Source organism: Alteromonas sp. McT4-15, from assembly GCF_020515205.1.
GTDB lineage: Bacteria > Pseudomonadota > Gammaproteobacteria > Enterobacterales > Alteromonadaceae > Alteromonas.
On sequence record NZ_JAJALG010000040.1, the window covers coordinates 23405 to 34646 of the forward strand.

At 41.6% G+C, this 11242-nt stretch carries 11 protein-coding genes; 9 read left to right on the top strand and 2 right to left on the bottom strand.

The genetic code is table 11. From position 1 onward, the window contains the following. The first annotated feature begins 97 nt into the window (after positions 1 to 97). The 3 genes from LHL20_RS18510 to LHL20_RS18520 all read left to right on the top strand — a co-directional run bounded on the left by LHL20_RS18510 (position 98) and on the right by LHL20_RS18520 (position 2817). Complete coding sequence (locus tag LHL20_RS18510) at positions 98 to 1171, top strand: sensor histidine kinase (RefSeq protein ID WP_159624407.1); 1074 nt, start codon at positions 98 to 100, stop codon at positions 1169 to 1171. A gap of 1 nt (position 1172) precedes the next feature. Then, positions 1173 to 2000 (top strand): LytR/AlgR family response regulator transcription factor, encoded by an 828-nt coding sequence (locus tag LHL20_RS18515; RefSeq protein WP_159624409.1) that lies wholly within the window; start codon positions 1173 to 1175, stop codon positions 1998 to 2000. A 181-nt stretch (positions 2001 to 2181) separates the two neighbouring features. After that, positions 2182 to 2817 carry a DUF2799 domain-containing protein gene (locus tag LHL20_RS18520; protein ID WP_226434341.1) on the top strand — a complete coding sequence of 212 codons (636 nt, stop codon included), beginning with the start codon at positions 2182 to 2184 and terminating at the stop codon, positions 2815 to 2817. 88 nt (positions 2818 to 2905) lie between these two features. Here LHL20_RS18520 and LHL20_RS18525 read toward each other — a convergent pair whose 3' ends face one another. Continuing rightward, the gene (locus LHL20_RS18525) at positions 2906 to 3901 is read right to left on the bottom strand and encodes an ATP-dependent 6-phosphofructokinase (RefSeq protein WP_226434342.1); all 996 of its coding nucleotides are present in this window, start codon (positions 3899 to 3901) and stop codon (positions 2906 to 2908) included. Between the two features lie 213 nt (positions 3902 to 4114). Between LHL20_RS18525 and LHL20_RS18530 the strand changes: the two genes are divergently transcribed. From LHL20_RS18530 to LHL20_RS18540, 3 genes are all read left to right on the top strand, one after another. Further along, positions 4115 to 4957 (top strand): DUF6279 family lipoprotein, encoded by an 843-nt coding sequence (locus LHL20_RS18530; RefSeq protein ID WP_226434343.1) that lies wholly within the window; start codon positions 4115 to 4117, stop codon positions 4955 to 4957. A gap of 365 nt (positions 4958 to 5322) precedes the next feature. Continuing rightward, on the top strand, positions 5323 to 6240 hold the full coding sequence (locus LHL20_RS18535; protein ID WP_226434344.1) for an alpha/beta hydrolase: 918 nt from the start codon (positions 5323 to 5325) through the stop codon (positions 6238 to 6240). A 119-nt stretch (positions 6241 to 6359) separates the two neighbouring features. After that, positions 6360 to 7259 (top strand): AraC family transcriptional regulator, encoded by a 900-nt coding sequence (locus LHL20_RS18540; RefSeq protein ID WP_226434345.1) that lies wholly within the window; start codon positions 6360 to 6362, stop codon positions 7257 to 7259. 55 nt (positions 7260 to 7314) lie between these two features. Here the strand turns inward: LHL20_RS18540 and LHL20_RS18545 are convergent, their stop codons facing one another. Next, positions 7315 to 8955: a tetratricopeptide repeat-containing response regulator gene (locus tag LHL20_RS18545; RefSeq protein ID WP_226434346.1), complete on the bottom strand. Its 1641-nt coding sequence runs from the start codon at positions 8953 to 8955 to the stop codon at positions 7315 to 7317. Between the two features lie 136 nt (positions 8956 to 9091). On the opposite strand from LHL20_RS18545, the gene LHL20_RS18550 reads away from it, so the two are divergent. From LHL20_RS18550 to LHL20_RS18560, 3 genes are all read left to right on the top strand, one after another. Next, positions 9092 to 9640, top strand: coding sequence for a hypothetical protein (locus LHL20_RS18550; protein ID WP_226434347.1), 549 nt, complete (start codon positions 9092 to 9094; stop codon positions 9638 to 9640). A 161-nt stretch (positions 9641 to 9801) separates the two neighbouring features. After that, the gene (gene trhO / locus LHL20_RS18555; protein ID WP_226434348.1) at positions 9802 to 10797 is read left to right on the top strand and encodes an oxygen-dependent tRNA uridine(34) hydroxylase TrhO; all 996 of its coding nucleotides are present in this window, start codon (positions 9802 to 9804) and stop codon (positions 10795 to 10797) included. Between the two features lie 58 nt (positions 10798 to 10855). Further along, positions 10856 to 11098: an EF-hand domain-containing protein gene (locus tag LHL20_RS18560; RefSeq protein WP_159624429.1), complete on the top strand. Its 243-nt coding sequence runs from the start codon at positions 10856 to 10858 to the stop codon at positions 11096 to 11098. Positions 11099 to 11242: the final 144 nt, after the last annotated feature.

The window sequence follows — 11242 nt, forward strand, 5'->3', positions numbered from 1 at the left end:
ACCTGCGACCAGTCGCATAGCATGCACGACCAAGGCGCTATGTCGATATCATTGCTTGCGTATAATCATCCATATAAGTTTCTAAATTGGTAATTTTGTGAGTCGCTTTCAGCGTGTAATCGAAAGTAATGAACGTTTGTTTTGGACTTTGCACAGTGCAGGCTGGGCAGGGTTCGCGATCATTTATTATATCGGGTCGTTTCTTCACGACGTTCGGCCTATTTGGGTCTTTATCATATTACTCAATGCATATGCAGGGTGGTTGCTAACCATTCCGTTGCGGTACGTTTATCGCTGGGCGCGAAAGCAGTCGCCACTGAATATGATAATCATCGTTATCATTTCATGTTATTTAATTGCCTTACTTTGGGCAGTAGTTAAGAACATCAATTATTGGGAAATTTATAAACACGGCTACCGCCCTGATGAGTGGTACATGTATTTTACCAATACTATCAACTCACTCATTATGGTGGGGTGTTGGAGTGGTGTTTACTTTGGCATCAAGAACTTCCAAATGCTTCAAAAAGAGAAGCAAAATGCGCTTAAAGCCAGCACCATGGCACATCAGGCGCATATTAAAATGCTTCGTTATCAGCTGAATCCTCACTTCCTGTTCAATACGCTCAACGCGATATCTACGTTGGTATTACTTAAGGAAAATGATACTGCCGAAGCGATGGTTTCCCGTTTAAGCGACTTCTTGCGTTATTCATTGGATAATGACCCTATAAAACGCGTGCCATTGGGTCAAGAAATTAAAGCGCTTAGACTATACTTAGAAATTGAGAAAGTGCGCTTTGACGATCGTTTGGAAGTGGTCTGGGATATAGATGAGCAGTGTGACGGTGCATTAGTTCCTAGCATGATACTGCAACCCATTATTGAGAACGCGATAAAACACGCGATTTCAAAAATGGAGAACGGCGGCCGTATTTCGATTACTGCGCGTACCTTCGGCAATGACTTACTAATGGATGTTGCTGACAACGGTCCAGGCGCCGATATTAAAGATGGACAGCTTAGCCGTGAAAATGGTGTGGGTCTTGCCAACATCAGAGAGCGCCTGCAGTCGTTGTATCACCGTAATTTCGCATTTTCAATTGAACACAATCAGCCGTCTGGTGTACGTGTAAGAATACGCATACCATACGAAGTAAAGGACGTATAATATGACAAAGCGAGTAATAAAAACCATTGTAGTGGATGATGAACCTTTAGCACGCAGAGGTTTGCGCGCTAGATTGGAACGTCATGACGATGTACAGGTGCTTGCTGAATGTCAAAATGGTTTAGAAGCCGTTAGCAGTATTTCTCAACACAGGCCAGACTTAGTATTTTTGGATATTCAAATGCCTGGGCTCAACGGATTCCAAGTAATTCATAAGTTACGTGAGTTAAAACAACCTATTCCAATGATTGTTTTTGTCACGGCTTATGACAGCTACGCAATTAAAGCATTTGATATACATGCGTTAGATTACTTACTAAAACCCGCTGATGATGAGCGTTTGGGCGCAGCACTGGATAAAGTACGTGAATATTTCTCTACTCAGCATCAAGATGAACAGTCGCAAAAACTGGTCAGCTTGGTGGCTGAATTAACCGGTGACGACTGTGAGGAAATTCTTCGGAAGTTAGCTAATGGCGAGCCAGTTGAAACTAACCCATATCCAGATGTATTAGCCATTAAGGATGGCTCTGAGGTAACACGGGTAAACGTACAAGATATACAATGGATTGATGCCGCAGGTGACTATATGTGTGTTCATGCGCTTGATGGCATGCATATTATGCGCAAAACAATGAAAGAGCTGGAACAAGAGCTCAATCCGCAGTTTTTTGTGCGCGTGCATCGCTCGGCCATTGCCAATATACGCTTCGTGAAGAAATTAGTGAGTCATATTAGCGGTGAGTATCACCTTATATTACAAAACGATACTGAGCTTAAAGTTAGCCGTAGTCATAGAGATAAAGTAAAAGCTGCAATGAAAATGTAGCGGTTATCTATAGCTGAAAACATCAAAAGCGTACTTCTTAAAAGTACGTTTTTTTTTGGCATAAAATAAGTCTTATGGGTTGATAGTACTCTAAATTTCTTTGTTTTATACTTAAACGACTAAGCCGTTGTACTCAAAATAGTAGTGTAATGGACTACATAATAATAAATGGAGATTGCTAATGAAAAATATGGCTGCGGTATCGGGCTTATTGCTTGGCGTTTTAGCGTTATCGTCGTGTGCTACCCTTGATAAGGACGAGTGCATGACGGCTGACTGGTACTCAATAGGCTTTGAAGATGGCTCGAAAGGGCGCGCCGAAAATTATCTTTCAAAACACAGAAAGGCGTGTGCAAAACATGGTGTAACGCCTGATTTTAACCAATATAGCCAGGGCCATAACAGAGGGACCGATAGCTTTTGTACACCTGATAGGGCGCTGCGTATGCCGGCCGATGGTAGTCAGTTTCCCCAAGGTTGTGCAACTGACACTTATGAAGCGTTTGCTGTTGCCTTTGGTCAAGGTGAGCAAATTTACGCGGCGAAGTTGGCAGTAGAAGCTGTAGAGCAAGCGCTACATGATGTCGAATACACAGTAGAAGAATTACAGCAACAAATCGCAGAAAATGAAGCGGCTATTGTGTCTGATGCCACAACTCAAGAAGCACGTAGACAGTTATTGGACGACAATAGAGCACTGCAATTAGAGATTGACGCGCTATATGCTGAGCATGCTTTGCTATTAGAACACTTAGATGGAAAGGATATCGAGCTAAGGCAGCTCCTTAATTACTATGGCCTTTCTGGACTTAAATAGCGCTCGATAGGGAAGTTGTAATAGTCGTCAATCGCAAGCACTAGCGGGCAGCTAAACGCTTAACGAGTGCTTGCGATTAAATGTTCGATTAATATCGTTCGTTCATTAATGACTTCATTGCACAAATTTGAGCGTCGTTTAAAGGCTTAGCGTGTTTCCATGTTTCTTCTAATGGCACAATGACAGGTCGTTGGTTAACTTCCCCTACCATAATGTTGGTGTGATTAGTTCCCACTAAACTAATAGCAAACTCACCGAGGGTAGTAGCTAGCAGTCTATCTTGGCTAACGGGTGAGCCGCCGCGCTGTACGTGCCCCAAGGTCACTGGCCTAACATCATCAATTCCTTTATTGTGAAGCGCATTGCTTAGCCCCAAAAGCCCTTCAGGCCAAACGTTTTCGGCAACCACAATAATAAAACTTAAGGCGCCTTGTTGTTCGCGGCGTGCTTTAATCTGTTTTACTATTTTATTAAGCTCATCATCTGTGGTTTTAAAAAACTCTGGCACAATGACATAGTCAGCAGCCGAGGCTATCGCTGCATTTAACGCTAAAAAGCCCGCATGTCGCCCCATAACTTCCACTAAAAATATCCGTTCGAATGCATCTGCGGTATCGCGTACTTTATCGATAGAACTCATTGCGGTATCGATAGCGGTGTAATAGCCAATAGTGGCGTCTGTACCTGCTATATCATTGTCAATTGTGCCTGGGATCCCAATAATTTGTCCGTCCCAAAACTGGCTGAGGTGCGCCGCGCCTTTAAACGAACCATCGCCACCTATTACAACAAGGGTGTCTATTTTTGCCTTCCTTAGATTGTTCGCAGCTTGCTTTGCACCAGCGTCAGTCTTGAATGATTTACAGCGAGCGCTGTGTAAAATGGTGCCACCTTGTTGAATAAGGTTGTGGGTTGTGTCAAAGCTAAGCGAGATAAACTCTTGCTCAAGTAACCCATTGTAGCCGTGTTTGTATCCAAGTAGTTCGTAACCTTCACATTTACACTTAATAATTGCAGCACGCAAGCAAGCATTCATACCGGGTGCATCACCACCTGAAGTGAGTATCGCGACACGTTTTGACACAAATAAATCCTTCTAAAAAGACGTAAGTAGCTCGTAATCTAAAGTTAGTACGTAGTAGTAAAGTAGATCATGCCACTACTAAGGTAAAGTGTTACTAAATAAAACTATTTTGGCACTTTTGGAAATTTTGTTGTCTACATGCTAACTCATTACAGGGGGTTAAATGTTGACCCACATCACAGTTGGATAACCAACCGTTTAAGGAAAAGCGTTATGCGTTTGTTTGTTGTCGTTGTTTTTGTATCACTATTGTCTGCATGTAGCTCAAAGTTTGCCTATGATAATTTAGATTGGTGGGTGTACTGGTATCTTGATGACTATATTGAACTGAATAATAAGCAAGAAGAGCAATTTGATAGCTATTTACAGAAGTGGCTTAGTTGGCATAAGCAATCAGAGTTAACTCGCTACAAAGCGCATCTACAGCAAGTTAAATCGCAAGTGATTAACAATGAGATGGATTACGACACAATCTACGCGAACTTTGATATGGCTAAGGCTCACTGGGAGAGAGTGAGAGATGAAATTAGTCCTCAACTTGCAATACTTGCAAAAGAGTTAAGTGATGATCAAGTCGTACAGTTGTTTGCGGCACTTGAAAAAGATAACAAAGAAGAAGAAAAAGAGCGTAAAGAGAAGTTAGAGGAGAGTGCTGCCAAGCGCCTTGAGTCACGCATAGAGCGCATGGAAGAAAGCGTAGAAGAGCGAATTGGCGGGCTATCACAACCCCAAAAACAGATAATAGCCAGTTATGCGCAGCAGTTTGTTTCAACTTCAGAAGAGTGGCTGAAATACCAAAGAGACATTCAAAATGCAGCAAGGCGTATTTTTGTAACCAGAAGCACAAATACTAACTTTGCAAATGATTTAACAGCCCTCATGCAAAATCCAGAGCAGTATCGCAGTGACGCGTTTAAACAAGCTAGCGCGCATAATACTAAGCTAACGGCAACAATGATGGCTGAACTCTTTACGACGTTAAATGCGAAACAAAAAGAAAAGCTAGTTGAGGAACTAGACGAATTAATCGATACCGTGAATAAGTTTCAGCGGTAGTGTAGTGGGGTTGAATTAATTCGAGTAAACTTTATTAGCTAGATTTTTCAGACCCTTTAGTTATGAACTGGCCTTAATGTAAGGAATATTGCCTATAGCCGTACCTTGAACTCACACACACTAAAAGTGTGGAATAGGCAAGAAGCTTGTACTGATTGTACTGTTCGTTTAGTCAATTCTATGTACTCTTTCATAAAAGTTAAGGTTTAAGGTACAACGTCGAAATCACATTTCAGGCAATCAGTTCGTTGTTTTAGGCAAACATTCTTATCGCTCACTTACTAAACTTAATCCTGTAGCAAATGCTGATGGAACAATAAGTCGGTTCAGCATCAACAGGTGTTTTTAGTTAAGGAGCGTTTAACATGAAAAAAGTCAACTTCCCGAATACAAATGGTCTTGATATAACGATGTCTGGACTGGTCTTTTTTCCGAAAGACTTTGATGAGTCTCAGGCTTATCCAGCAGTTGTTGTTTCACACCCAGGTGGTGGTGTAAAAGAGCAAACTGCGGGTACTTATGCAGAAAAAATAGCTGAAAATGGCTTTATCGCAATTGCATATGATGCCTCTTACCAAGGTGAGAGTGGAGGCATACCGCGTCAACTAGAAAACCCTCATGTACGTACCGAAGACGTGAGTGCAGCGATTGATTATTTAACGACATTACCTTATGTGGATAACAACCGAATTGGCGCTATGGGCATTTGTGCTGGTGCGGGCTATACCGCTAATGCAGCAATCAATGATAGGCGTATAAAAGCCATCGGCACAGTTAGCATGGTAAATATTGGCCAAATGTTCAGAAACGGTTGGGACAACAACGTAAAAGACAGTGATGCATTGCCATATTTACAGGCGGGTTCTGACTCAAGAACGTCAGACGCAAGTGGTAATGATACCGCCACCATGCCAATGGCTCCGCTGAATGAGGAAGATGCGCCAAACGAGGAGCTCCGTCAGGCTTGGGAGTATTACCACACCGACCGAGCGGCCTATTGCACTGCGCCTGGTTACGGTACAGCCCGAAGTTTAACGCAACTTATCAGTTACGATGCTTTCTTTAAAGCTGAAGCATTTCTTACTCAGCCGTTATTAACCGTTGTTGGCTCTGATGCAGGTAGTAAATGGATGAGTGACGACCTAATGGAGCGTGCGGCATCAACAGACAAAACAATGCACATCGTTGATGGTGCAAACCACATGGACTTGTACGATAGTCAAGAAGAAATAGAGAGTGCTATCAGTGTACTAGCACCTTTCTTCACCCGTACCTTAGGTTAATCTTTAGCTTATAGGAGGCACTCGTTGCCTCTTATAAGCAGAGAAGTATGATGAACAGTGATTAGTTTTCCTTAAAGGAAATGCGTATTAGTATGTTCAAAAATATCAGAGAGAATTCAATGAATCCTGAGCAGAAATCGGTTACAAGCAATGAGCTTTTTCAACTGTTAGAATCGTTCACCAGAAAAGAAGGGGACTTTGAATCGGGCATACAAGGTCTTACCGTACATGTACGCAATGCCCCAACGGAACCCTTACATTGTATCTATACACTTAGCCTGGCAGTTGTACTGCAAGGCGGCAAAGAAATTCTGCAAGATAATGTAGTTACCCACTGCACAGCGGGGCAGGCAATGTTGACTACTTTTGATCTTCCAGTTGTCTCACATGTTTCTAGCGCCTCTCGACACTCGCCTTTTATAGCATTGATATTGAAAATGGATTACTCACTTATTATGCAAACTTGCGCGGAGTTAAAACTATCAAAACCACCTAAAGATATACGATTTAAAGCACTGACATCATATGACGTCGATGAAGGTCTTTTAGATGCATTGAAGCGAATGCTGACTCTTGAGAAACAATCAACAATAAAAGCAGGCATATTGCCGCTCATTCAAAAAGAGATTGTGCTGCGCCTACTGGATAGTCCTCATGGTATGCATCTTCGCCATTTGGCGGCGCTAGGCTCACCAAATGGGAATGTTTTGAAAGCTGTAACGTGGTTAAAACAGAACTTTGCTCAGGGCATCGGCATGAATGAGTTGGCTGAAAAAGCACACATGAGTGCATCGGCATTCAGGCAACATTTTAAGGCTCTAACTGGAACCAGTCCATTGCAGTATCAGAAAACTCTTCGTCTTCAAGAAGCGAGGGATCAGATGCTTATGAATGGGCTTGATGCAACACAAGCTAGTTCTGCTGTAGGCTATGAAAGTTCTACACAATTCAGTCGTGAGTACAGCAGGCTATTTGGCTTACCTCCTCAAAAGGACATACAGCGATTGAAGAACATTTAAAAATAGTAATTTAACCAGCAAATAAAAATCACAGTTGAAAAAAAACAATTACCGCTTAAAACCCAATATATTTAGACAACTCTTCTCTTAGATTAATGTATTTTTCTTGGTAGGGAGGCTTCAAATTCATATCATCAATCAGCTTAAAAAGGCGTTTACATTCGTTGATGATTTTCATTTCGACTTTGTCTTGCGTTTTGGCGATTTGCAGTAAGCATTGCAGCAGGTTTAGCGATACGCCAGTATTAACAGGGGCATAGCCTTGGGCTAGAGCAAACGATGCTTTGGCTCTTTCATAATCTTGTTTCTGATAATGCTGAATACCTTCTCTATTGAACTGTTGATAATTAGCGAGGTTTTGTTGCGCTTTCTTTTCTTGCTCGCTAAGCATAGAGCTACTATTGGCATCTAGCTTGTCTTGTCTACCTTCTAACATCTTAGACAGTTCAAGTGCGTCATCATATTCGCCAAGTTTGTACATTACATTAATGCTATCTGGAATAAACGCAGTCGGTAGTTCAGGGTATTTATTTTCAAGAGCTATTTGAGAATCTGATAAATGTCGTTTGGCATCAATGAGTTTTCCATCAATTGCACTGACTCTTGCATTTACAATTTTTCCGAATATCTCAACATCGAATTCCCTGTCTATACGTTGTAAATGTTCATCAAATTTACCGCGTTGTAGAGTGAGAAGTGCTTCTTGTTGGTACTTATTTCGCTGTTTCTTATCGTCGGAAAATTCTGCAACATCTAGCATTGCGCGGATAATACCGCACCAATGAAGGCTATTTTGATACACTGTGCGCTTTGATAAATCCCAAATCGCTTGGCTTGAACTTGCTGCTAATACCAAATCTTGATTGGCCCGCGCAATATTGCAGGCTTGAAAGTGGCGCGTAAGCGAGAAAGGCGATAACTTTATGGCTTCTTTGATCGCTTCTATGGCAGCTTCGCCTTGCTTTAGCGCTTGATTTGCCTGAGCGATGATATCGTGGGCATCTGCATTAAAGCGGTTCTTCTTTATAATGCGTTTTGCTATGGAAATAGCTTTCTCGTTTTGCTCAAGTTGTAGATACGTTTTACCTAGTGCTACCTGAGCCCACAGAACGGGTTTTCCATTTATATAGTCTTGTAACACATCAAGCGCTTTAGATGGTTCGTTTATTTGCCAATAAAGTTCGATAAGCAGTTGTTCACAATGACCTTTGTAATGCGATGGAGAGGCTAGCAGTTCTTCAATATGGTCTATTGCTGCATTATATTCTTGTTGTTCTATTAGGCGATAAGCCTCTTTAAGAAACTGACGCTTTTGCCAGGCTCTTATGATGCGAGACTTAAGTTGAACCTGAGAAAAAGGTTTAATCAAAAAGTCATCGGGGCGTCTGTCAATTGAACCTAAAACCACAGGTCTTGCGCTATCTGCACTAATCAGTACAAAAACGGACGTTGGGTTAATCAGTCGTCTTGTGCGAAGTTCTTCTATAAGTTCGTAGCCATTCTTGTTGTCGGCACCAAGGTGAAGATCACAAACTATGATGTCGAATTTATGCTTCTTACATAGGGAAACGGCTTGTTCTGCAGACGATTTTGTAACGACATCGGATACACCCATAGAATGCATGAGCCCTTTCAACAACAGCAGGAATGGGCGTTGATCTTCAACAATCAAAACTTGTTTGTTACTAAATTGCATTTCCAATCCATGAATGGGTATCGCTCATAGCAGTATGATTATCTATTACGCGATAGAGAGCAATAATAAGCTCAAGAAAAACATTATCTTGCCGACAACCTAAGTATAAATTTGTACGTGATAAACGCCAGATATAATGTCAGCAGAAGAGTTAAAGACAAATAACACACCATCAATAGACCCAAGTCTATTTTGGGAGTCTAGCGGTATTCTGTCTAAGGCGACTTCTCAAGGCGCTCTATTTTCACTTTATTTAGCCATGCAACAACACGCATTGGCAGAACCCATTCACATCAATAGTGCCGATACACTTAACGACAATAAACGCGGTAGTATCGATTCAACGCTTGATGCCCTAAATCACTACCCAAAAGTTAAACTTGAGGCAACGCCAAGTGATTGGAAAAACATGTCTGTTTTGTCGGAATTAATGAAAACAGACATTGCAACCGCAAGGTTGTTTCACATTATGAACCCTCAACCACTTGCGCAAACCAACAATAAATTGCGACTACCAGATGATGTAATAGATAACTGCAGCTATGGTACTCAAAAGCGAGTAGCTAAAGCGTACTCTAGTACAATAGATGAAGATAACACGATGCTGTTTGATGTTGTCGAACAAAGTCATGCGTTTAATGACAACTTAACGTCCCGCCGCTGGGATGAATCTGTTGTTGCATAAGTTGTTGCATAAAATATCATCTACCCATCATTACTTTGACTGATGCTAATTGCAAAAAGGCATAAACCAGCACTGACGTAGATTTGTAACTGTTAATCTGCTATATTGCGCGCCGCATTTTTGCACTGGTCTTACGCTCCAATCAGCAAAGGTTTAAAAACATGTCAAAATATATTGTATGTGCGATGTATAAATTCGTTGCACTTGAAAATTTCAAAGAAATGCGTCAGCCGCTTCTAGAAGCGATGGAAAGTAACGGTATTAAAGGTACGTTGTTACTTGCTCATGAAGGTATCAATGGCACGGTATCTGGCACGCGTGAAGGTATTGATGCGCTACTTGCGTATTTAAACAATGATACTCGAATTAATCCTATTTCTTTTAAAGAATCACTTCACGATGAACAGCCGTTTTATCGTACTAAGGTAAAACTGAAAAAAGAAATCGTAACCATGGGTGTTGAAGGTATCGACCCGCGCAAAACGGTGGGTACCTACGTGAAGCCAAAAGATTGGAATGCGCTTATCAGCGATCCAGACGTTACCGTTATTGATACACGTAACGGTTATGAAATTGAAATTGGTACATTCAAAAACGCCATTGACCCGAAAACGGAAACATTTAGAGAGTTCCCTGAGTACGTGTCAAAAGAACTAGACCCAGCGAAAAATAAGAAAGTTGCCATGTTCTGTACAGGCGGTATTCGCTGTGAAAAATCTACTGCCTATCTAAAAGAGCAGGGGTTTGAAGAGGTTTATCACCTTGAAGGTGGAATTCTTCAGTATCTTGAAGACGTGCCAAAAGAAGAATCTATGTGGGAAGGCGACTGCTTTGTTTTTGATAATCGCGTTGCGGTTAATCACGACTTAGAAAAAAGCCACTATGAGCAGTGCTATGCTTGCCGTCTGCCCATTACTGAAGAAGACAAAGAAAGCGATAAGTATGAAGCTGGCGTAAGCTGCCCACACTGTTATGGCACTCATACAGACGAACAACTTGAGCGTTTCCGTGAGCGTGAAAAGCAGGTACAACTTGCTAAGGCACGTAAGCAAGAACACGTGGGTACTGAAGCGCGTTTAACCATGGAACAAAAACGTCAAGAGAAAGCGCAAGCTCAGCGTTTACGTGCACTAAAAGCAAAAGAAAATCAGGCATAGACAGTAAGTTAGAAGGGCGTTACACTCGTGTTTATTGCAGTTGAAATAAGGAACGCGAGTGAGCACTCAACTTTCAGAATCTAAAATTGAAGAAATTAGGAAAGACTTCAGCTTTTTTGACCGCGATGGAAATGGTCAAATCGATTTGCCTGAATTCATCGAACTTCTTACGGTGATCTCACCAAAGACAAAAGCGAGCCACGTACAAGAAGGCTTTAAGCTCATCGACAGCAATGATGATGGCTTTATCGACTTCGAAGAATTTTTAGAGTGGTGGCAAGAGTGCTGGTGGGAATACTAATTTGAGTATTTTCTAGTAGCAATATAGAACTAAAAAGCGAGCTCAGGGCTAATGCCGATCAGTTAAGAATTTAATGATCGGTTGACCGATCTTTTCAAGGCTTCAAAATCCGGTATCAGGTAACTGATATCGGATTTTTTTATG

Bases quoted from the DNA above. Each gene is read 5' to 3' on its own strand.
- LHL20_RS18515 (WP_159624409.1), top strand. From the start codon at position 1,173: ATGACAAAGCGAGTAATAAAAACCATTGTAGTGGATGATGAACCTTTA.
- LHL20_RS18520 (WP_226434341.1), top strand. From the start codon at position 2,182: ATGAAAAATATGGCTGCGGTATCGGGCTTATTGCTTGGCGTTTTAGCG.
- LHL20_RS18530 (WP_226434343.1), top strand. From the start codon at position 4,115: ATGCGTTTGTTTGTTGTCGTTGTTTTTGTATCACTATTGTCTGCATGT.
- LHL20_RS18535 (WP_226434344.1), top strand. From the start codon at position 5,323: ATGAAAAAAGTCAACTTCCCGAATACAAATGGTCTTGATATAACGATG.
- LHL20_RS18540 (WP_226434345.1), top strand. From the start codon at position 6,360: ATGAATCCTGAGCAGAAATCGGTTACAAGCAATGAGCTTTTTCAACTG.
- LHL20_RS18545 (WP_226434346.1), bottom strand. From the start codon at position 8,955: ATGCAATTTAGTAACAAACAAGTTTTGATTGTTGAAGATCAACGCCCA.
- LHL20_RS18550 (WP_226434347.1), top strand. From the start codon at position 9,092: ATGTCAGCAGAAGAGTTAAAGACAAATAACACACCATCAATAGACCCA.
- trhO (WP_226434348.1), top strand. From the start codon at position 9,802: ATGTCAAAATATATTGTATGTGCGATGTATAAATTCGTTGCACTTGAA.